Annotated in this window: 20 protein-coding genes; 10 read left to right on the forward strand and 10 right to left on the reverse strand. The window is 68.2% G+C overall.

Annotated elements, in window-relative coordinates; translation table 11 throughout:
- The first annotated feature begins 3 nt into the window (after positions 1 to 3).
- Genes kdpB through GGC47_RS12295 form a run of 5 tightly spaced genes read left to right on the forward strand, consistent with a single transcriptional unit; the run spans position 4 to position 6,624 of the window.
- Positions 4 to 2,067 carry a potassium-transporting ATPase subunit KdpB gene (kdpB, locus tag GGC47_RS12275; RefSeq protein WP_142022393.1) on the forward strand — a complete coding sequence of 688 codons (2,064 nt, stop codon included), beginning with the start codon at positions 4 to 6 and terminating at the stop codon, positions 2,065 to 2,067.
- 12 nt (positions 2,068 to 2,079) lie between these two features.
- Positions 2,080 to 2,685 (forward strand): K(+)-transporting ATPase subunit C, encoded by a 606-nt coding sequence (locus tag GGC47_RS12280; RefSeq protein WP_142022392.1) that lies wholly within the window; start codon positions 2,080 to 2,082, stop codon positions 2,683 to 2,685.
- A 49-nt stretch (positions 2,686 to 2,734) separates the two neighbouring features.
- Positions 2,735 to 5,440, forward strand: a complete 2,706-nt coding sequence (locus tag GGC47_RS12285) for a DUF4118 domain-containing protein (protein WP_142022391.1) — start codon at positions 2,735 to 2,737, stop codon at positions 5,438 to 5,440.
- Positions 5,437 to 6,129, forward strand: a complete 693-nt coding sequence (locus GGC47_RS12290; protein WP_112762489.1) for a response regulator — start codon at positions 5,437 to 5,439, stop codon at positions 6,127 to 6,129. The genes GGC47_RS12285 and GGC47_RS12290 overlap by 4 nt, the downstream gene beginning before the upstream one ends.
- 48 nt (positions 6,130 to 6,177) lie before the next feature.
- A complete protein-coding gene (locus tag GGC47_RS12295) occupies positions 6,178 to 6,624 on the forward strand; it encodes a PTS sugar transporter subunit IIA (RefSeq protein WP_142022390.1) in 447 nt (148 codons plus the stop codon).
- A gap of 21 nt (positions 6,625 to 6,645) precedes the next feature.
- On the opposite strand, the gene GGC47_RS12300 is transcribed toward GGC47_RS12295, so the two are convergent.
- Complete coding sequence (locus GGC47_RS12300; RefSeq protein WP_142022389.1) at positions 6,646 to 6,873, reverse strand: helix-turn-helix domain-containing protein; 228 nt, start codon at positions 6,871 to 6,873, stop codon at positions 6,646 to 6,648.
- A gap of 235 nt (positions 6,874 to 7,108) precedes the next feature.
- Here GGC47_RS12300 and GGC47_RS12305 point away from each other — a divergent pair, with 235 nt between their 5' ends.
- The 3 genes from GGC47_RS12305 to GGC47_RS12315 all read left to right on the forward strand — a co-directional run bounded on the left by GGC47_RS12305 (position 7,109) and on the right by GGC47_RS12315 (position 9,566).
- Positions 7,109 to 7,552 carry a hypothetical protein gene (locus GGC47_RS12305; protein ID WP_156115986.1) on the forward strand — a complete coding sequence of 148 codons (444 nt, stop codon included), beginning with the start codon at positions 7,109 to 7,111 and terminating at the stop codon, positions 7,550 to 7,552.
- A 72-nt stretch (positions 7,553 to 7,624) separates the two neighbouring features.
- Positions 7,625 to 8,644 (forward strand): MraY family glycosyltransferase, encoded by a 1,020-nt coding sequence (locus GGC47_RS12310; protein WP_370955011.1) that lies wholly within the window; start codon positions 7,625 to 7,627, stop codon positions 8,642 to 8,644.
- The gene (locus GGC47_RS12315; RefSeq protein WP_142022388.1) at positions 8,637 to 9,566 is read left to right on the forward strand and encodes an NAD-dependent epimerase/dehydratase family protein; all 930 of its coding nucleotides are present in this window, start codon (positions 8,637 to 8,639) and stop codon (positions 9,564 to 9,566) included. The genes GGC47_RS12310 and GGC47_RS12315 overlap by 8 nt, the downstream gene beginning before the upstream one ends.
- On the opposite strand, the gene GGC47_RS12320 is transcribed toward GGC47_RS12315, so the two are convergent.
- The 3 genes from GGC47_RS12320 to GGC47_RS12330 all read right to left on the reverse strand — a co-directional run bounded on the left by GGC47_RS12320 (position 9,490) and on the right by GGC47_RS12330 (position 13,804).
- Positions 9,490 to 11,445: an SDR family NAD(P)-dependent oxidoreductase gene (locus GGC47_RS12320; protein WP_038365225.1), complete on the reverse strand. Its 1,956-nt coding sequence runs from the start codon at positions 11,443 to 11,445 to the stop codon at positions 9,490 to 9,492. The genes GGC47_RS12315 and GGC47_RS12320 overlap by 77 nt on opposite strands.
- A gap of 70 nt (positions 11,446 to 11,515) precedes the next feature.
- The gene (locus GGC47_RS12325) at positions 11,516 to 12,112 is read right to left on the reverse strand and encodes a TetR/AcrR family transcriptional regulator (RefSeq protein WP_318652225.1); all 597 of its coding nucleotides are present in this window, start codon (positions 12,110 to 12,112) and stop codon (positions 11,516 to 11,518) included.
- Positions 12,113 to 12,322: 210 nt separating this feature from the next.
- Positions 12,323 to 13,804: a cobyric acid synthase gene (locus tag GGC47_RS12330; protein WP_370954969.1), complete on the reverse strand. Its 1,482-nt coding sequence runs from the start codon at positions 13,802 to 13,804 to the stop codon at positions 12,323 to 12,325.
- A 324-nt stretch (positions 13,805 to 14,128) separates the two neighbouring features.
- Between GGC47_RS12330 and GGC47_RS12335 the strand changes: the two genes are divergently transcribed.
- Positions 14,129 to 15,280: an aminotransferase gene (locus GGC47_RS12335; protein ID WP_429068211.1), complete on the forward strand. Its 1,152-nt coding sequence runs from the start codon at positions 14,129 to 14,131 to the stop codon at positions 15,278 to 15,280.
- A gap of 7 nt (positions 15,281 to 15,287) precedes the next feature.
- Here the strand turns inward: GGC47_RS12335 and GGC47_RS12340 are convergent, their stop codons facing one another.
- From GGC47_RS12340 to hisF, 6 genes are all read right to left on the reverse strand, one after another.
- Positions 15,288 to 16,661, reverse strand: a complete 1,374-nt coding sequence (locus tag GGC47_RS12340; RefSeq protein ID WP_429068214.1) for a hypothetical protein — start codon at positions 16,659 to 16,661, stop codon at positions 15,288 to 15,290.
- A gap of 115 nt (positions 16,662 to 16,776) precedes the next feature.
- Entirely contained in the window at positions 16,777 to 17,127 is a 351-nt protein-coding gene (locus tag GGC47_RS12345) for a RidA family protein (RefSeq protein WP_038364814.1), read from the reverse strand.
- Between the two features lie 120 nt (positions 17,128 to 17,247).
- Complete coding sequence (locus tag GGC47_RS12350; RefSeq protein WP_185747987.1) at positions 17,248 to 17,694, reverse strand: YqaA family protein; 447 nt, start codon at positions 17,692 to 17,694, stop codon at positions 17,248 to 17,250.
- Between the two features lie 56 nt (positions 17,695 to 17,750).
- Complete coding sequence (gene coaA, locus GGC47_RS12355) at positions 17,751 to 18,725, reverse strand: type I pantothenate kinase (protein WP_051988265.1); 975 nt, start codon at positions 18,723 to 18,725, stop codon at positions 17,751 to 17,753.
- A gap of 67 nt (positions 18,726 to 18,792) precedes the next feature.
- Positions 18,793 to 19,113 (reverse strand): phosphoribosyl-ATP diphosphatase, encoded by a 321-nt coding sequence (locus GGC47_RS12360; RefSeq protein ID WP_142022384.1) that lies wholly within the window; start codon positions 19,111 to 19,113, stop codon positions 18,793 to 18,795.
- Position 19,114: 1 nt separating this feature from the next.
- A complete protein-coding gene (gene hisF, locus GGC47_RS12365; RefSeq protein ID WP_112762498.1) occupies positions 19,115 to 19,879 on the reverse strand; it encodes an imidazole glycerol phosphate synthase subunit HisF in 765 nt (254 codons plus the stop codon).
- Positions 19,880 to 20,014: 135 nt separating this feature from the next.
- Between hisF and GGC47_RS12370 the strand changes: the two genes are divergently transcribed.
- The gene (locus GGC47_RS12370) at positions 20,015 to 20,809 is read left to right on the forward strand and encodes a transporter substrate-binding domain-containing protein (protein WP_142022383.1); all 795 of its coding nucleotides are present in this window, start codon (positions 20,015 to 20,017) and stop codon (positions 20,807 to 20,809) included.
- Positions 20,810 to 20,846 lie beyond the last annotated feature (37 nt).

Raw genomic sequence — 20,846 nt, forward strand, 5'->3', positions numbered from 1 at the left:
CTCATGAGCCAGTCCAAATCCGCGAGCCTGATCGACGCCCGCATCCTCGTGCCGGCGCTGGGCGACGCCCTCCGCAAGCTCGATCCGCGCAGCCTCGCCCGCAATCCGGTGATGTTCGTCGTCGCCGTGGTGTCGCTGCTCACCACCATTCTCTTCCTCCGGGACCTCGTCACCGGCGGCAGCCATCTCGGCTTTTCCTTCCAGATCGTGATCTGGCTGTGGTTTACCGTGCTCTTCGCCAATTTCGCGGAAGCGGTCGCGGAAGGGCGAGGCAAGGCGCAGGCGGATTCGCTGCGCAAGACCCGCGCGGAAACGCAGGCCAAGTTGCTTTCGGGCGAGGATCGCAGCCAGTTCCGGCTCGTGCCCGGCACCTCGCTCAAGGTCGGCGATGTCGTGCTGGTCGAGGCCGGCGACATCATCCCCTCGGATGGCGAGGTCATCGAGGGCGTCGCCTCGGTGAACGAGGCCGCGATCACCGGCGAATCCGCGCCCGTCATCCGCGAATCCGGCGGCGACCGCTCGGCCGTGACCGGCGGCACGCAGGTGCTCTCGGACTGGATCCGCGTGCGCATCACCGCGGCCGCTGGCTCGACCTTCATCGATCGCATGATCGCGCTGGTCGAGGGCGCAGAGCGCCAGAAGACGCCCAACGAGATCGCGCTCAACATCCTGCTCGCCGGCATGACGCTGATCTTCGTGCTCGCCACCGCGACGATCCCGAGCTTCGCCGCCTATGCCGGGGGCTATATCCCGGTCGTGGTGCTGGTCGCGCTGTTCGTGACGCTGATCCCGACCACCATCGGGGCGCTGCTCTCGGCCATCGGCATCGCCGGCATGGACCGGCTGGTGCGCTTCAACGTGCTCGCCATGTCCGGCCGCGCCGTCGAGGCCGCCGGCGACGTCGATACGCTCCTGCTCGACAAGACCGGCACGATCACGCTCGGCAACCGCCAGGCGACGGAGTTCAAGCCGGTCTCCGGCGTCAGCGAGCAGGAGCTTGCGGACGCTGCCCAGATCGCCTCGCTCGCCGACGAGACGCCGGAGGGCCGCTCGATCGTCGTGCTCGCCAAGGAGAAATACGGCATCCGCGCCCGTGACATGGGCGCCCTCCATGCCAGCTTCGTGCCCTTCACCGCGCAGAGCCGGATGAGCGGCGTCGATCTCGAAGGCTCGCAGATCCGCAAGGGCGCCGTCGATGCCGTGCTGAACCATGTCGAGGCCGGCGCCATCGGGTCACGCCCGGCGGCCGGCGTGGTGCGCGAGGTCCAGGCCAGCGCCGCCGAGATCGCCAAGGCCGGCGGCACCCCGCTCGCCGTGGCGAAGGATGGGCGCCTGCTCGGCGTCATCCACCTCAAGGACATCGTCAAGGGCGGCGTCCGCGAGCGCTTCGCGGAACTGCGCCGCATGGGCATCCGCACCGTGATGATCACCGGCGACAACCCGATGACCGCCGCCGCCATCGCGGCCGAGGCTGGCGTCGACGACTTCCTCGCCCAGGCGACGCCGGAGAACAAGCTCACTTTGATCCGCGAGGAGCAGGCCAAGGGCAAGCTCGTCGCCATGTGCGGCGACGGCACCAACGACGCGCCGGCTCTCGCCCAGGCCGATGTCGGCGTCGCCATGAACACGGGCACGGTCGCAGCGCGCGAGGCCGGCAACATGGTCGATCTCGACTCGGACCCGACCAAGCTCATCGAGATCGTCGAGATCGGCAAGCAGCTCCTGATGACGCGCGGCGCCTTGACAACCTTCTCGATCGCCAACGACGTCGCCAAGTACTTCGCCATCATCCCGGCGATGTTCCTGGCCTTCTACCCGCAGCTCGGCGCGCTCAACATCATGGGGCTGCAGACGCCCCAGAGCGCCATCCTGTCGGCCATCATCTTCAACGCGCTGATCATCGTCGCGCTGATCCCGCTCGCGCTGAAGGGCGTGAAGTACCGGGCCGTCGGCGCCGGCGCTTTGCTCAGCCGCAACCTGCTCGTCTACGGGCTCGGCGGGCTCGTCGTGCCCTTCATCGGCATCAAGGCCATCGACATGGCCGTGACCGCGCTGCACCTCGTCTAAGGAGCCGCCACCATGCTCAAGCAGATCCGCCCCGCTCTGGTGATGATCCTCGCCCTCACGGCGATCACCGGCCTCGTCTACCCGCTGGCGATGACCGGCATCGCCCAGATCGTCTTCCCACGCCAGGCCAATGGCAGCCTGATCGAGAAGGGCGGCAAGATCATCGGCTCCAGCCTGATCGGCCAGAATTTCACCGGCGAGCGCTATTTCCACGGCCGCCCCTCGGCGACGGTCGCGACCGATCCGAACGACAGCACGAAGACCATCGACGCGCCCTACAACGCCGCAAGCTCCGGCGGTTCCAATCTCGGCCCGACCAGCCAGAAGCTGGTCGAGCGCATCAAGGCCGATGCCGAGAAGCTCAAGGCCGAGAATCCCGGCGCGCCGGTGCCGATGGATCTGGTGACGACCTCGGGCAGCGGGCTCGACCCGCATATCTCGCCGCAGGCCGCCTATTTCCAGGTCGCCCGCGTCGCCAAGGCGCGCAATGCCGACCCTGCGGGCATCAAGGCGCTGGTCGACGCCCATGTCGAACCGCGCAAGCTCGGCTTCCTCGGCGAGCCCGTCGTCAACGTGCTCGCGCTCAACCTCGCCCTCGACGGCGCCGCTTCGCGCTGACACAAAGGCAATGGCGGCTCCCGATCCGCCATTGCCCCGCGATACCGACATGCCAACCGCCGAGAATCATCGCGAGATCAGGGCCAGGCCCTCGCCCGAGGCGCTGCTCGAAAGCGCCCGGCGGGAGGGGCGCGGCCGCCTGAAGATCTTCCTCGGCGCGGCGCCGGGCGTCGGCAAGACCTATGAGATGCTGACCTCCGGCAGGGCCCGAAAGGCCGAGGGCATCGATGTCGTCATCGGTATCGTCGAAACCCATGGCCGCAAGGAGACGCAAGGGCTGGTCGACGGCTTCGAGATCGTCCCGCGCCGGAGCGTCGACTACAAGGACCGCGAGCTCGAGGAGATGGATCTCGATGCCATCCTGGCCCGGCGGCCGGCGCTCGTGCTGGTCGACGAGCTCGCACACACCAATGTCCCCGGCAGCCGCCATCCGAAGCGCCATCTCGATGTCGAGGAACTGCTCTCGCAAGGCATCGACGTCTACACCACGCTGAACATCCAGCATGTCGAGAGCCTGAACGACGTGGTCGCGCAGATCACCCGCATCCGGGTGCGCGAAACCGTGCCGGATTCGGTTCTCGACCGCGCCGACGACATCGAGGTCATCGACCTGACCCCGGCCGACCTGATCAGGCGGCTCCAGGAGGGCAAGGTCTATCTCGGCAATACGGCCCGGCGCGCCATCGAGAACTACTTCTCGCCCGGCAACCTGACGGCCCTGCGCGAATTGGCGTTGCGCCGCACGGCGCAACGGGTCGACGAGCAACTGCTCAGCCATATGCAGAGGCACGCGATCCCCGGGCCCTGGGCGGCGGGGGACCGCATCCTCGTCTGCATCGATGATGGTGCCGGCTCCGCCGCCCTGGTCCGCCTCGCCAAGCGCCAGGCCGACCGGCTGCGCGCACCCTGGAGCGCGCTCTATGTCGAGACGCCGCGCGCCGCCGCACTGACGGAGGCGGCCAAGACGCGTGTGGCCGGCGCGTTGCGGCTCGCCGAGCAGCTCGGCGGCGAGGCGGTCACCCTGCCCGGCCAGGACGTCGCCGGCGAGATCATTCGCCATGCGGCGGCGAACAACGTCACGCAGATCGTCGTCGGCAAGCCGGCCAAGCCGCGCTGGCGCGAGCTGTTCAGCGGCTCGGTCTCGCATGACCTGATCCGCCGCGCCGGCGACATCAGCGTGCATGTCGTCTCGGTCGCGGAAGGCGAGAAGGATGCCCGCCCGCTCGCAGCCGACGGCCCGCGCCCGTTCAGCCTGCGGCCCTATCTCGGCGTGGTCGTCTCGGTTGCGATCGCGCTCGGCGTCGCCGAACTGCTCAGCCAGGTCATGGACCTTCGCAATATCGCGCTGGTCTTCTTGATGAGCGTGCTGATCTCGGCCGTCACCGGCGGCTTCTGGCCGGCGCTCCTCGCTTCGGTCCTGAGCGCGCTGGCGCTGAATTTCTTCTTCATCCCCCCGCTCTACACCCTGACGATCAACGACCCGGAGAACGCGGTCGCGCTGGCCTTCTTCCTGCTCGTCGCGGTGATTGCGAGCAACCTCACCGCGCGCGTCCAGCGCCAGGCCGATGCCGCCCGCCAGCGCGCCCGCACCACGGAGGATCTCTATCTCTTCTCCAAGAAGCTCGCCGGCACGGGCACGCTCGACGACGTGCTCTGGGCGAGCGCCTTCCAGATCGCCTCGATGCTGCGGGTGCGCGTCGTGATCCTCATGCCCGAGGAGGGCTCTCTCGCGGTCCGCGCCGGCTATCCGCCCGACGACACGCTGGTCGATGCCGATATCGCCGCGGCGCGCTGGGCCTGGGAGCATAACCGTCCGGCCGGGCGCGGCGCCGATACGCTGCCCGGCGCGAAGCGCTTCTATCTGCCGTTGCGCACGGGGCGGACCGCTGTCGGCGTGATCGGCCTCGACGACGACCGGGAAGGCCCGCTGCTGACGCCCGAGCAGCAGCGCCTGCTCGATGCGCTGGCCGATCAGGCAGCCGTCGCCATCGAGCGCATCCAGCTCGTTGCCGATGTCGACCGGGCCAGGCTCGCAGCCGAGGCCGACCGCCTGCGCTCGGCGCTGTTGACCTCGATCTCGCACGATCTCAAGACGCCGCTGGCCTCGATCATGGGCGCCGCCGGCACCTTGCGCGACTATCGCAACGCCTTGCCGGAGGACGACCGCGCGGCCCTGCTCGCGACCGTGATCGACGAATCCGAACGTCTCAACCGCTTCATCGCCAATCTGCTCGACATGACCAAGATCGAATCCGGCGCGATGGAGCCGAATGCGGCGCCGGTGGATGTGGCCGAGGTGGTCGGCAGCGCGCTGCGCCGCGCCGCGAAGATCACCGCCGGCCATCGCGTCGAGACCGGGCTTCCCGAAGATTTGCCGATGCTCAGGCTCGATCCCGTGCTGTTCGAGCAGGTGCTGTTCAACCTCGTCGACAACGCCGCCAAATACGCGCCGGCCGGCAGTACGATCGCGATCAGCGCCCGGCTGGATGACGGCGCGGTCGCCATCGAGGTCGCCGATGAGGGCCCGGGCCTGCCGCCCTCCGACCTGGAGCGCGTCTTCGACAGCTTCTACCGGGTCAGGAAGGGCGACCAGGTTCGCGCCGGCACCGGGCTCGGCCTCTCCATCTGCCGCGGTTTCGTCGAGGCGATGGGTGGCACGATCAAGGCCGGCAACCGGCAGGACCGCATGGGCGCGGTCTTCACGATCCGGATGCCCAGCGAGGCGCGGCAGGACAGGTTGGAGCCGCTGACATGACGACATCGGATATCGAGGTTCTGGTCGTCGACGACGAGCCGGCGATCCGCCGCCTGCTGCGCGTCGGCCTCTCGACCGAGGGCTATGCCATCCGCGAGGCCGCCACGGCGCGCGAGGCGATCGAGCGGATCGCGGAGCAATTGCCCGATCTCGTCATCCTCGATCTCGGCCTGCCGGACATGCCCGGCCAGGAGCTGCTGCGGAAATGGCGGGAGGAGGCGCTGGCGCTGCCGATCGTGATCCTGTCGAGTCGTACCGACGAGGCCGGCATCGTCGAGGCGCTCGAGAACGGCGCCGACGACTACGTCACCAAGCCTTTCGGCATGAAGGAGCTCGCGGCGCGGCTGCGGGTCGCGCTGCGTCACAAGCTGCAGCAGCAGGGCGAGAAGCCGATCTTCCAGACCGGCGAGCTCTCGGTCGATCTGGTCAAGCGCATCGTCAGGCTGGGCGACAGGGAGGTGAAGCTCTCGCCGAAGGAATACGATATCCTGCGCATCCTCGTGCAGCATGCCGGCAAGGTGCTGACCCACCAATATCTGATGAAGCAGGTCTGGGGCGCTTCGGCCGACGTGCAGTATCTGCGGGTCTATGTCCGGCAGCTCAGACAGAAGATCGAGCGCGTCCCCGACCAGCCGCAATACATCACCACCGAAACCGGCGTCGGCTATCGCCTGCGCGAGGCGGAGTGAGCCGGCCTCCGGCACTCAGCCCCGCCCGAACGTGACGAAGACCAAAGCATGACCCCGTCCGACATCATCCTCCCACGCTCCATCATCGCGCTTTCGGCGCGCTCGAAGGGCGCGCTGCTGCAGGCGCTCGCGCGAACGGCCGCCGAACAGCTCGCGCTGCCGCAGGCCGCCATTCTCGATGCGCTGATCCGGCGCGAGGCTCTCGGATCGACCGGGGTCGGCGGCGGGGTCGCCATGCCGCATGCGCCCGTTCCCGGGCTGGAGAAGCCTTTCGGCCTGCTGGCGCGTCTCGAACGGCCGGTTGCCTATGAGGCGATCGACGGCAGGCCGGTCGATCTCGTCTGCCTCGTGCTGACGCCCGAGAACGGGGGCAAGGGGCGGATCGACGCGCTCGCCTGCATCGCGCGGCGGCTGCGCGCGCCGGAGGCTTGCGATCGGATTCGCGGCGCCGCGAGCAGCGAAGACATCTATGCCATGCTGCTGGAGGGAAGCTGACGGAAAGGCGCGGCGGCGCCGTTACGAGGCCGCGCTCTGCGGCGGTTCCGGCACGTCGTAGCCTTCGGCGGCGTAGAGGTTGATCTTGTTGCGCAAGGTGCGAATGGCGATGCCGAGCAGATTCGCGGCATGGGTCCTGTTCCCATCCGTCTCCCGCAGTGTCGCCAGAATCAGATCCCTTTCCACCTCCGCAACCGGCAAGCCGACAAGTTGGTCCATGACGGCCTGCTCATGTTCGAGGTCGTGCATTTGATCGTCCTTTCCGAGCCCCCAGAAGCCCCGCCGGACAGGTCAAGGGGAGGACGACGTGGTTAAGAAACCGTAAATCCATGCCGCGACGGGGCCTCAGCCCCGATGGCGCCGTGCCCTCCGGGGCTCCGCGGATGGGGTCTCCACGCATCGATTTGTCGGCATGGGATCGAAATGCCCACTCGCGCGTTGAGTCGTCGGCGCTGCTACCGGCGCGCGGAATAGGACGATGACGATGATCAGACAGACAGCAGTTTCCTTGGCCGCCATGATGATGCTGGCCACGCCGGCACTGGCGCAGCAGCGCAATCTCGGTCCCTCGACCGGCACGGTGCGGATCGAGCAGGTGCAGGCCGGCTTCATCGCCGGCGGCGAGGCCGGTGGCGGCACGCTGCGCTATCATGGCCGCTCCTATCCGATCACGGTCGGCGGCCTCGGCGTCGGCACGGTCGGTGCCTCCAAGACGACCGCCTCGGGCACCGTCTACGGGCTGCAGCGGGTCGGCGACTTCGCCGGGGCCTATGTCCAGCTCAAGGAGGGGTGGGCCGTCGGCGACCAGGGCCGTGGCACCGTCTGGCTGCGCAACGACAAGGGCGTGACCCTGCGCCTCGCCACGCGTCGGCAGGGCTTGCAGCTCTCGCTCGGCGCCGACGGCGTCCTGATCGGCTTCAAGCAGTAGCGAATACGGGTTCGATGTTCGATAGCCTCTAGGCTTTTGGGCCGCCTCGATTATGGTGCGGCCACCTTGGCTATCGTGCTCGTCCCCTTCGCGATCTCTGTCGCCGCCGCGTTCGCGGCGGCGCTGCTCTGCGTGCTGCTGCGTCCGCTGCTGCAACGCTACGCGCTGGCGCGCCCCAACGCCCGCTCGAGCCACACGGTGCCGACACCGCAGGGCGGCGGCATTGCCGTGCTCGCCGGCGCGTTCCTGGCCATCGCGCTGGCCTTCGGCCTGAGTCCCGTCGAGGCCGAAGCCGGGCGTGCGCTGCTCGTCGTCGCAACGGGAGCGACAGTGCTTGCCCTAGTCGGCGCCTGGGACGATATCCGGCCTCTGCCGGCGAGCCTGCGATTGGCGCTGCAGGCGGCCTGCGTCGGATTCGTGCTGTTTCGGGCCGCGCCGGAATTGCGGTTGTTTCCGGAGTTCCTTCCGCTTGCCGCCGAGCGGGCCTTGGCGCTCGTCGCCGGCATCTGGTTCGTCAATCTCGTCAACTTCATGGATGGGCTCGACTGGATCACCGTCGCCGGCATCGTGCCGCTTGCGGCGGCCCTCGCCTTGGCCGGCAATGCGGGCGTGATCGATCCGGCGACGGGCTGGCTGGCGGCGGCCCTCTGCGGTGGGCTCATCGGCTTCGCGCCCTTCAACCGGCCGGTGGCGAAGCTCTTTCTCGGGGATGTCGGCTCCCTGCCGATCGGGCTCCTGACCGCTTATCTGCTCTATCGGCTGGCCGGGACGGGCGCCTTCGCGGCGGCGCTCATCCTGCCGCTCTATCATGTCGCCGATTCCACCATCACGCTGCTGCGTCGCCTCGCCCGCGGCGAGAAGGTGTGGGAAGCGCATCGCTCGCATTTCTACCAGCAGGCCACCGTCAACGGCTTCAGCGTCCGCGGCGTCGTCGGACGGGTCGCGGTGCTGAACATCGTCCTGGCGGCGTTGGCGGGATTTTCGATCGCTTGGCCGGGTCTCTGGGTTCAAGGCGCCTGCCTGGCATTGGCGGCCGTGCTGACGGGTCTGCTGTTACGTGCCTTCGCGACGCCACGGGCTGGCCATGGCTGAGGGAACCGTCCTCCTCACCGGTGCCAGCGGCTTTGTCGGGCCGCATGTCGTGGCGGCGCTGACGGGTGCGGGCTGGCGCCTGCGGCTCGCATTGCGGCGGCCGGTCCCGGTGCCTGCCGGCGTCGAGACGGTTCCGATCGGCGATCTCGCGCAAAAGGTGGATTGGAGCGAGGCGCTGCGCGGCGTCGACCATGTCGTGCATATGGCGGGTCTCGCCCATGCAGGGCCGGGGCTCGACGAGGCGCTCTACCAGCGCATCAACACCCAGGCGACGCTGGAGCTGGCACAGGCGGCGGTTACGGCGGGGGTGCGCCGCTTCGTCTATCTCTCGTCGATCAAGGCGCTGTCGGGTGCCTTCGACGGGCCTCCGCTGACCGAGGATGCGGCGCCCGCTCCCGACGATGCCTATGGCCGCTCCAAGCTGGCTGCGGAGCAGGGCCTCGCGGCGCTCGCTCTCGACTGGGTCGCCTTGCGCCCGGTGCTGATCTACGGGCCGGGCGTCAAGGCCAATATGGCGGCCCTGCTGAAGCTGGCGAAGCTGCCGCTGCCCCTGCCGCTCGGCGGGCTTCAGGCGCCGCGCTCGCTGCTCGCCGTCGAGAACCTCGCCGAGGCCATCCGCTTCGCCCTGACACCGGCTTGCCCGCCCCGGCGGAGCTACATCGTCGCCGATCCGGAGCCGGTCAGCGTCGCCGGGATGCTCACGGCCTTGCGCAGCGGCCTCGGCCGTGGATCCGGCTTGCTGCCGGTGCCGGAAGGCTGGCTGCGGCTGGCGGCGCGGCTGGCGGGGCGGGAGGAGACCTTCCTCAAGCTCGCGGGCAGCCTCGTGGCGCGCCCCGAGGGCCTGCTCAGCGCTGGATGGCGGCCGCCGGTAGAGACCGGGGCGGCGCTGGCGCGGCTGGCGGGCTCTGCTCGCGCCGGCTGAAATCCGGGATCGCCTCGTCGAGCACGGCGTTGGCGGCGGCGCGGTCATTCGCCTTGATGGCTTCGTCCAGTTGCGCGAGCCAGCTCTGGATCTTCGCCCGCCCGGCGAAGCTGGGCTTGGCGGCCATCACCCCGTCGAGGCCGGTCTCGGCCATGGGCTCGTCGCGGGCGAAGAGGATCTCGTTGAGCCGCTCGCCCGGCCGCACGCCGCTGACGACGATCTCGATATCCTCGCCGGGCTCGTAGCCGGCCAGCCGGATCATCCGCTCGGCCAGGTCCATGATCCGCACGGGCTGGCCCATCTTGAGCACATACACGGCGGCCCGCTCGGAATCGGTATCCTCGGCCCCGGTATGGGACGCTGCCGTCAGCACGAGATCGCAGGCTTCGCGGATCGTCATGAAATAGCGGATCATGTCGGGGCTGGTGACCGTGACGGGCCCGCCGCGCGCGATCTGCGCCTTGAACTTCGGCACGACCGAGCCGGCCGATCCCAGCACATTGCCGAAGCGCACCGCGACCAGGCGCACGCCCGAGGCGGCCGCGACGAACTCGGCATCGCGCGACTGCGCATACATCTCGGCGAAGCGCTTGGTCGCCCCCAGCATCGAGACGGGCTCGATCGCCTTGTCGGTCGAGATCATCACGAAGGTCTTCGCCCCGGCGGCGATCGCCGCGTCGGCGACGTTCACCGAGCCGAAGATATTGGTCTTGATGCCCTCGCTCCAGTCGGCCTCGAGATAGGGCACATGCTTCAGCGCGGCGGCATGGACGACGATGTCGGGTTGGAAACCGGCGAAGAGCGGCATGATGCGCTCGCGGTCGCGGACATCGGCGAGCACGCCGGAGACGACCGTGTCGCGCTCCTGCACGGCGAGCAGCTCGGTGATCTGGAACAGGGCGGGCTCGGAACTCTCGACCACCAGCAGCTCGGCCGCGCCGAAGGCGGCGCAGCGCAGGCAGATCTCGGAGCCGATCGAGCCGCCGCCGCCGGTGACGATGACGCGCTTGCCTTTCAGGAAGGCGCCGAGACGCCCACGGTCGATGGTGACGGTCGAGCGCACCAGCAGATCCTCGATCTCCAGCGGCGCGACGTCGGTGTCGCGCGTGCCTTCGCCGGAGGCGTCGATCCGGGAGATCGGCACGGCGAGCCGGCGCGTCTGGCTGAGCCATTTCTCCGGATGGGCCTCGGGCACCAATGCGGAGGGCGTCGCGACGATGCGGCGATAGCCCTCGCCACGGTCCGCCGCCTCGCCTGCGACCGTCCCGATCTCCGAGAGCAGGCCGAGCACCGGCACGCCACGGATCGACTGGCCGAGATCGTCGTGACGAGGCGAGAGGATGCCGGCGGGGCGCAGCCGGCGCATCGTCCCGGCTTCCATGGCCCGGATCACCATCTCGACCTCGACGCCGCGGCCGAGCAGCAGGGCCGGCAGCACCGCCTCGCGCTCGGCATTGGTCCGGCCGCGGGCATATTTGAAGTAGCGATAGGCCAGGCGCGGGCCGCCGAGCAGGGCGATCTGGACCAGCCAGTAGAGCGCGATCGAGATCTTGCCGAAATAGAAGGCGCCGTAGAAATCCGGGGCGACGAGGAGATAATCGACCGCAAGCAGCGTCACCGTCAGGACCGAGACGGCCTTCACGATGTTGGAGAGGTCCGGCAGCGAGGCGAAGCGCCATTTCGAGCGGTAGAGCGAGAAGAACCAGTAGACCAGCCCGGCATAGGCGACGAAGAAGGGCAGGAAGCGCGGCAGATAGCGCAGATGCTCGGTGAGCTGGCGGCCCTCGAAGCGCACGACGAAGACGAGCCAGATCGCCAGCGCCGTCATCACCAGATCGTGCAGGACGATGGCGGACTTCTTCAGGTTCTGTTTGGGCAGGATGGCCATGTCAGCGGGGGTATCCCGCTCCCTCGGCGGCTTGTCAACGCGCGAGCCGGTCTAAAACGGGTCAGGCTCGTGGCGGTCGGGCTTCGAGCCCGCTCAAGACGAAGGAGATCATCTCGTCGGCCGAGGGGCCCGGCAGACATTCGAACTGGTTGATGAGCAGCGGGTGCATGAAGCGGGTCATCGCCGTGCGGATGCAGCCGGTCGCCTGGACCGGGTCGATGTCGCGGAACTCACCGTTGGCGATGCCATCCACCACCACGCGGCGCAGCACGGCATCGAAGCGCTCGATATGGGCGATGATCGCGTCCCAGCTTTCCTCCATCGCGGCGCAGACCATCTCCTGCATTCGCACATGGCCGGCGAAGCGAGCGACATTGAGCCGGAACGAGGTCTCCAAGATATCGCGCAACCTGTCAGCGGCCGGCCGGTCCTGACCGGCGATGACGATCATCGCCTCTTCCTGCTCGCGCTTGTAGCGCTCCAGCACCGCCTCGTTGATCGACTTCTTGGAGTCGAAGAAGCGGTAGACATTGGCAGGACTCATCCGCAGGGACTTGGCGATGTCCGCAACGGTCGTCTTCTGGTAGCCGATGTCGCGAAAGAAGCGCTCGGCGGTGTCGACGATGGTCTGCCTGGTATCGCGTTCGGCGTGGGTCACGGCGCGGCCGCTTTGTTTGCTTTCTAGTGTAGGCGGTGAGTATTGATCGCTATGACGAATTTCGTCATTCGTCAACGCTATGGCGAATAAAAGTTTTTCTCCCATGTGGCAACAATCGCGCGCGGCTCGATAAGTTCCGCGCGGCACGCGGGACGTACGATTTCGGCGGGATGGATGCTTCTCCTCAACGGGCAGGAACGGGATCCTCGCTCAAATCGCAGCGTCCCGGTGCCGGCGCGCGATCTCCAGCAAGGCTTCGACATCGAGATGCCCCGCGAGATGGGCGGCGAGATCGTCGAGGGTCTGCTCGATGAGCACGTCGAACCGGACATCCGAGCCTTGCGTGCCGCCGCCGATCGCGCCGAGCCAGGCCGCCCGCATCGCATCCGACGCGAAGGCGCCATGAAGATAGGTGCCGGCGACGCGGCCGTCCGGGCTGGTCGCGCCCTCGGCCCGGCCATCGACTGCGAAGGGCGCGCGCCGGGTGTCGGGGCCTTCGGTCCGGCCGAGATGGATCTCGTAGGCGCGTCCCTGCGCCGCGCTGGCCGCATGGGTGAAGCGGGTCTCGCGCACCGTCTTGTCGGCGTCGAGCACCGTCTCGACATCGAGCAACCCGAGGCCGGGCGCCTCTCCGGCCGGCCCCTCGATGCCCGACGGGTCGCGGACGACGCGCCCCAGCATCTGGTAGCCGCCGCAGAGCCCGAGCACATGCCCGCCGCGACGGTGATGCGCGAGGATGTCGATGTCCCACCCTTCGGCGCGCAGCGCGGCGAGGTCCCGCAGCGTCGTCTTGGAACCGGGCAGGATCACCACATCGGCGATCGGCAGGGGCTGTCCCGGTGGCACCAGCACCAGATCGACCTCCGCTTCGAGCTTGAGCGGATCGAGATCGTCGAAATTGGCGATGCCGGGCAGGATGGGCACGGCGATGCGGATGCGGGCACCGGGCTTGCGCTCGGAACGCAGATCGAGGCCATCCTCGGCCGGCAGCCGGTGCGCCGCCGCGAACCAGGGCACCACGCCGAGGCAGGGCCAGCCGGTGGCTGTGGCGATGGTCTCGACGCCCGGCCGGAACAATTCGACCGCGCCGCGGAAACGATTGACGGCGAAGCCGCGGATCATCGCCCGGTCGGCGGGGTCGAGCACCGCATGGCTGCCGACGAGGCTGGCGATCACGCCGCCGCGGTCGATGTCCCCGATCAGGATGGCAGGCACGTCCGCGGCGCGGGCGAAGCCCAGATTGGCGATGTCGCGGGCGCGCAGATTGGTTTCCGCGGCAGAGCCGGCGCCCTCGACGATGACGAGATCGGCGTCGGCGCAGAGCCGCTCGTAGCTTTGCAGGACCTGCGGCAGGAAATCGCCGCGCCGGGCGAAGTCGCGCGAGGCGAGGCGGCCGGCGACGCGGCCCTGCAGGATGATCTGGCTGCCCTGCTCGCCCTCGGGCTTCAGCAGGACCGGGTTCATGTCGGGATGCGGCGCGACCCGCGCGGCCCGCGCCTGCAGCGCCTGCGCCCGGCCGATCTCGCCTTCGGCGGTGGCGGCGGCATTGTTGGACATGTTCTGCGGCTTGAACGGGCGCACCCGCAGCCCGCGATCGGCGAAGAGCCGGCACAAGCCGGCGACGATCAGCGACTTGCCGACATTCGAGCCGGTGCCGAGAATCATGATGGCGGGCGTGCGGGCGCGGTCCATGCGCCTGCTTAGATCATCTGCGAGGGAAAGGGAGAGGCTTTGCGAACAAAGCAGGGCGTTTGCGCCGACGGGCCAGATGTCGCGAGGCCCCTGACATAATTCGCCGGCCTACTGCGGCATCCTGCTGCGCCAAAGGGGCGAAGTCGCAACGGGCGTCCGCCGTAGACCGGCTGAAAGTGAATAGACACTGACCGGTGATGAATGTCAACATTCATCATTCGATATTTTCAGGCGCCGGAACGACGGCCCCAAACGGGGATGCACACGTTCCCACGGCATGGTAGAGCCGGGCCCAGCAAAAGCCTGCCGGACGCCGAAATCGCGATGAATCCGATCTTTTCCGCCCTTCAGACCAGTGTCTTCGAGGTCATGTCCCAGCTCGCGCGCGAGACCGGCGCGGTGAATCTCGGGCAGGGCTTTCCGGACGATCCCGGGCCGGAGGATGTCCGGCGCAAGGCGGCTGAGGCGGTGATCGATGGCTGGAATCAGTATCCGCCGATGATGGGCTTGCCGGAACTGCGGCAGGCGGTCGCGACCCACTACAAGCATTGGCAGGGGCTCGATCTCGATCCCGACAGCGAGATCATGGTGACCTCCGGCGCGACCGAGGCCATCGCCGGGGCGCTGATGGCGCTGGTGACGCCGGGCGACGAGGTCGTGCTGTTCGAGCCGATGTACGACGCCTATGTGCCGCTGGTGCGCCGGGCCGGCGGCATCCCGAAATTCGTGACGCTGACGCCGCCTCATTTCGGCCTGACCGAGGAGGCGCTGGCGAAAGCCTTCTCGCCGAAGACGCGCGTCGTGCTGTTCAACAACCCGCTCAACCCGACGGCGACGATCTTCAGCGAGGCCGATCTCGACCTGCTCGCCGCCTTCTGCAACCGCTATGATGCGATCGCGGTCTGCGACGAGGTCTGGGAGCATGTCGTCTTCGACGGCCACCGCCATGCGCCGGTGCTGGGGCGGCCCGACATGCGCGAGCGCACCGTCAAGATCTCGTCGGCCGGCAAGATCTTCTCGTTGACGGGCTGGAAGGTCGGGCTGGTCATGGCGGCGCCCGCGATCATGCGGGTGCTGGCCAAGGCGCATCAATACATCACCTTCACCACCCCGCCGAACCTGCAGGCCGCGGTCGCCTACGGGCTTGGCAAGGAAGACGGCTATTTCGAAGGGATGCGGGCCGATTTCCAGCGCTCGCGCGACCGCTTCGCCACGGGCCTTCGCGACCTGGGATTCCAGGTGCTGCCGAGCGCGGGCACCTATTTCCTCAATCTCGATATCGCGCCGCTCGGCGAAAGCGACGATGTCGATTTCTGCCGCCGTCTCGTCACGGAGAACGGCGTCGCCGCCATCCCCGTCAGCGCCTTCTATGCGGAAGGCGCGGTGAAGAACGTGGTCCGTTTCTGCTTCGCCAAGCGCGATGCGACGCTCGACGCGGCGCTGGAGCGGCTGGGGGAGCGGCGCCCGCGCGGCTGATTCGGGACTATTCCGAGAGCAGGCGCGTCGCCAGCTCTCCGGCCGCGGCCAGGCGTTGCTGGAGACCCGCGGCGGCGCCGGGGTCGGCCTTGCGCGCGGTTTCCACGGCCTCGACCAGCTGCGCCAGAGCTTTTTGGGCGAGGTCCTTGTCCTTGCCGCGGCGTGCGAGCTGCAGCATGGCCTCGGCCTGGGCCGCGCGCGTCTGGGCCCAGAGCAGCGGCACGGTCTCGCGTCGGCGCTCTTCCAGCGCGGCCGCAAATGTCGCAATGGCCTCTTCGATCACCACCGGTTCGGTGTAGCGTTCGGCCATGGCGCCGAGAACGCTGCCCATCTGGTCTTGAAGTTCGGCCCAGCGCAGCGGCTCCTTTTCGCGGTCGACGGCCGCGGCGACCCGGGTGAGGCTGTTGAAGGCGCGCTCCAGCAGGGCCAGATCGTTGCGGCGGCTGCCGAGCACCGCGCGTGCGCGCGCGATCATGTGCTCGGCCTCGAGCCAACGGGTCTCGTCGCTGCTGCGGTCCCAGGCGGCGAGCACGGTCGCGAAGGCGGAAATCGCCTCTTCCAGCAGGGCCTCGTCCTGTTGTCTCTTGCCGAGAATGAGCGCGAGCCGGCCGAAGCGGAGCTTCAGCGCGCGCCAGAGCAGCGGAGCTTCGTCGCGCTGGAGATGCTCCAGCGCGCGCCGGCAATGCGCCAGGGCCTCGCTGCGAAGCGACTTGTCATCCGTGACCTGCGCAAGCCCTTCGAGGGCGCCGGCCAGCGCTTCCTCGGCTTCGGCGAAGGCGGTGGTATCTTCCAGGCTGTCCAGCCCTTCGAGCTGGCGACGCAGCACTGCCGCGGCGGCGTCATAGCCCTCGCGGCCGCCGAAATCCTCGCTGATGCGGACGAGCGCGCTGGCTTGGTCGAGCGCGGCCCGGCGGCTGTGTTCGATATCGACGAGCCCGATCAGCGCTGAAGCCTCGCCATAGCGCGCCGCTGCTTCGCGGTAGCTTTCCGGCGCGGCGCGCAGGAAGCTGAGTGCTGCGCGGTCAGCCCGGTTTTCGCCGATCCGCACCCGGCTTCCCGCCGACAGGGCGGTGAGGTCGGTGACTTTTCCGATCAGATGGAGCTCGGCCTTCGCCAGCGCCTTGTCGGCCTCGGCGAGCCGGCCGGCGGCGATGGCGGCCGCCGCTTCGGCGCGCAGCCGCCGGATCTCCGCATCGTCAAGCGGCGATGTCAGGCGACGGGCCAAGGCAAGAAAGTCCTGGGCCTTGCGGTCGAGCAGCGTCTCGTTCGGCAAGGCCTTGCCGGCATCGGTGAGCCAGTCGCCGACCATCGCGGCCAGCGCGACCGGCGGCAATCCGTGGCGTCCGGCGACTCGGGCCAGAAGCGGTGTGATCTCGTCCAAACGGCCGATAGCCGCCTCCCGCCAGGGCTACCGCCATGCTCCCGCTGGGCTCATGGCGGCGATGCATGTCCCCGGGGCGGAAGCGGCTTCCGCTGCCGGCCCGAGGCGTCCAATCTCACTTCGCGGCGATGACCGCGATCTCGACCGTGAACTGCGGCGCGGCGAGCTTGGCCTCGACCGTGGCGCGGCCCGGCGTGGCGCCCGCGACGACCCACTTGTCCCAGACGGCGTTCATCTCGGCGAAGGTCGACATGTCGGCGAGCCAGATATTGACCATCAGCAGCTTCGACTTGTCCGTGCCGGCCTCGGCCAGCAGGCCGTCGATGATGCCGAGGATGTCGGCCGTCTGCTCCGCCACGCTCTTGCCCGCTGCGGCGCCAGCGACCTGGCCGGCCAGATAAACGGTATCGCCGTGCACGACGGCCTTGGACATGCGGGGACCGGGCTGGATACGCTGGATGCTCATCGTGTAATCTCCTTGAACGGATAGCTTCGCTGGTAGCCCGGCCGGCCCGGTTGCGCAATTGCCAAGGATGCAGGAGCGCTTTCTTCGCGCGAACCGGCATCCGCCTCGCGCCAAAACGCTTCAGGCGAGGCTCGTCCAGCCTGCCCAGAGCGCTGCATAGCGCGCCGCCTTGCCGATCAGCACCAGCAGGATGAAGCGCCCGAGCGGGAAGTTCAGCGTACCGGCGACGAAGGTCAGCGGGTCGCCGACGACCGGCAGCCAGGCGAAGAGCAGCGAGGGCCAGCCGAAGCGCCCGAACCAGCCCTGTGCCTTGGCGAGGCGGGCCGGGTCGGGCCGCAGCCGCACCGGCAGCGCCTCGACGCCGCGCTGTGCGATGAGCCGGCCGAGCCACCAGTTGAGAAGCGAGCCGGCGGTATTCGCCAGGCTCGCCGTCAGGAACAAGGCGAGCGGATCGACGCTCTTCGCCGCCAGCAGCCCGACGAAGACGGCTTCCGACTGCGCCGGCAGCAGGGTCGCGGCAATGAAGGCCGCGCTCGCCATGCCGGCGAGCGACCAGAAGGCTTCCATCAAGATGCGGAGCCGGAGAGGGCGGGCCGGGGCGGGAACGACATCGCGGCTGGATTCTACAGCCGCCGCAGGGCGACCTGCTGGATGCGGTGGCTCGCGCCTTTGGTCAGGATCAGGCTGGCGCGCTGGCGCGTCGGCAGGATGTTCTCCTGCAGGTTCGGCAGGTTGATGCCGGTCCAGAGCTTCTCGGCGATGGAGAGGGCTTCCTCCTCCGCGATCTCGGCATATTTGCGGAAGAACGAGCGCGGATCGCGGAAGGCGGTGTGGCGCAGCGTCATGAAGCGGTTAACGTACCAGCGGTGCAGATCGTTCTCGTCGGCGTCGAGATAGACCGAGAAGTCGAAATAATCCGAGACGAAGGGGATCACCGTGCCGTCCTTCGGCATGCGGCTCGGCTGCAGCACGTTCAGCCCCTCGAGGATCAGGATGTCCGGCCGCTCGACCGTCACCGTCTCGCCCGGCACGACGTCGTAGACGAGGTGCGAATAGACCGGCGCCGACACTTGCGGCTTGCCCGCCTTCACATCGGAGAGGAAGCGCAGGATCGCCTGGCCGTCATAGCTTTCGGGGAAGCCCTTGCGCTGCATCAGCCCGCGCCGTTCCAGCTCGGCGTTGGGAAGCAGGAAGCCGTCGGTGGTGACGAGCTCGACCTTCGGCGTATTGGGCCAGCGCGAGAGCAGGGCCTTGAGCACGCGCGCCGTGGTCGACTTGCCGACTGCGACCGAGCCGGCGACCCCGATAATATAGGGCACCTTGGGCTCGGATTCGGCCAGAAGGAAGCGCTGCGTCGCCTTGAACAGCCCCTGCGTCGCCGCGACATAGAGCGAGAGCATGCGCGACAGCGGCAGGTAGATCGCGACAATCTCGTCGAGCGAGATCGGATCGTTGAGCGATTGCAGCTTGGTCAGGTCGTCGACCGAGAGCGTCAGCGGCTGATCGGCGCGCAGATGCGCCCACTCGTCGCGCGAGAAGATGCGATAGGGCGAGACGAGGTCGCGTTCCGGCGGGGTCGAGATGAGGCGCTGGTCCATGACGCGACCCGCAATCCAGGATTCGAGGTTCAAAGGGGGATCATCCTCGCCGGGTCTTCGACGCTACTCAACCGGATCTGGCCGCCTTCTCCGCCAGTCCGGACCGGGCCGTACGGGCTTCAAGCTGGCTCAAGACGTCTTGCAATGCAATATCGCGGCTCTTGAGCACGACCAAAAGATGATACAGCACGTCGGCGCTTTCGGCGATCAGCTCTGCGCGGTCGCCCTTCACGGCCGCGATGACGGCCTCGACCGCCTCCTCTCCGAACTTCTTGGCGGCACGCTCGGGACCGGCGGCGATGAGCTTCGCCGTCCAGGATTCCTCGGGCGAGGCGCTGGCGCGTTCGGCGATGCGGGCTTCGAGATCGGTCAGGGTAAAACCGGCCATGTCAATCGAGCCTCATCCTGAGGCCCGCTTCCGCCATATGGGCCTTGGCCTGACCGATCGTGTAGGTGCCGAAATGGAAGATCGAGGCGGCGAGCACGGCTGAGGCATGGCCTTCGCTGACGCCGGCGACGAGATCGTCGAGGTCGCCGACACCGCCCGAGGCGATCACCGGAACCGAGACCGCATCCGCGATGGCGCGCGTCAGGCCGAGATCATAGCCGGACTTGGTGCCGTCCTTGTCCATCGAGGTCACCAGCAATTCGCCCGCACCCAGCGAGACGACCTCGCGCGCGAAGGCGACGGCCTCGATGCCGGTGGCGTTGCGCCCGCCATGGGTGAAGATCTCCCAGCGGCCGGGCGAGACCTGCTTGGCGTCGATCGCGACCGTGATGCACTGGGCGCCGAATTTCTCCGCCGCTTCCTTGACGAAGAGCCGGTTGGTGACGGCGGCGGTGTTGATCGAGACCTTGTCGGCGCCGGCCAGCAGCAGCGCGCGGATATCTTCGACCTTGCGCACCCCGCCGCCGACGGTGAGCGGCATGAAGCAGGCTTCAGCCGTGCGCGTCACCACGTCGAACAGGATGCCGCGATCCTCATGGCTTGCGGTGATGTCGAGGAAGCAGAGCTCGTCCGCGCCGGCCGCGTCATAGGCCTTGGCGGCCTCGACGGGATCGCCGGCATCGACGAGGTCGACGAACTTGACGCCCTTGACGACGCGGCCGTCCTTGACGTCGAGGCAGGGAATGATGCGCGTCTTCAAGGTCATCGTCGACAGGGCCCAGGCCGTTGGAAAAAGCCGCCGGAAACCGGCTCCTCTAAACCATTGCGGCGCCGGTTGACAGTCCGTCGCGCACGTTCCTTGCTTGGCCTGCGGTTTCGACAGCTCCGAGGTCATCCGATCATGCGCCTGTTCTCCCTGCTCCGCCCCGGCCTGCTGCTGCCGGCCTTGTCCTTCGGCCTGACCCTGGCCGGCGCCGTCCACGCGCAGACGCCCGCGAGCCTGCTCGACACCGTGCAGAGCCGAGGCAGCCTGCAAATCTGCACCACCGGCGACTACAAGCCCTTCACGCTGGCCAAGGACGGCAGCTTCGAGGGCATCGACATCGAGCTGGCGAAATCGCTCGCCAAGGCGCTCGGCGTCGAGGCCAAGTTCGTCCAGACGAAATGGGCCGATCTGCTGACCGACATGGGCTCGGGCAAATGCGACGTCGCGATGGGCGGCATCTCGGTGACGCTCGACCGGCAGAAGAAGGTGTTCTTCTCCGCGCCCTATCTCGTCAACGGCAAGGCGCCGATCGTGCGCTGCGCCGACAAGGACAAGTTCCAGACGGTCGCGGCCATCGACAAGCCGGAGACCCGCGTCATCGTCAATCCCGGCGGCACCAACGAGCGTTTCGTGCGCGCCAATTTCAAGCAGGCCAAGATCGAGGTCTTCCCCGACAACGTCACGATCTTCGACCAGATCCTCGCCGGCAAGGCCGACCTGATGATCGCCGAGTCGATCGAGGTGAAGGTGCAGGAGAAGGCCAAGCCCGGCCTCTGCGCCGTCAATCCGGACGAGCCGCTGCAATATGGCGAGATGGGCTACATGCTCCCGCGCGGCGACGCGACCTTCAAGGCCTTCGTCGACCAGTGGCTGCATCTCGCCAAGGCGACGGGCGAGTTCGCCAAGATCTACGACCAGTTCGTGCGCTGAGGATGTTCGTCGCGCTGCCGGGGCTGGAACCGGCGGC

Origin of the sequence: Allobosea sp. OAE752 (genome assembly GCF_050433265.1) — a bacterium.
In the GTDB taxonomy this organism is placed as follows: Bacteria; Pseudomonadota; Alphaproteobacteria; order Rhizobiales; family Beijerinckiaceae; genus Allobosea; species Allobosea spartocytisi.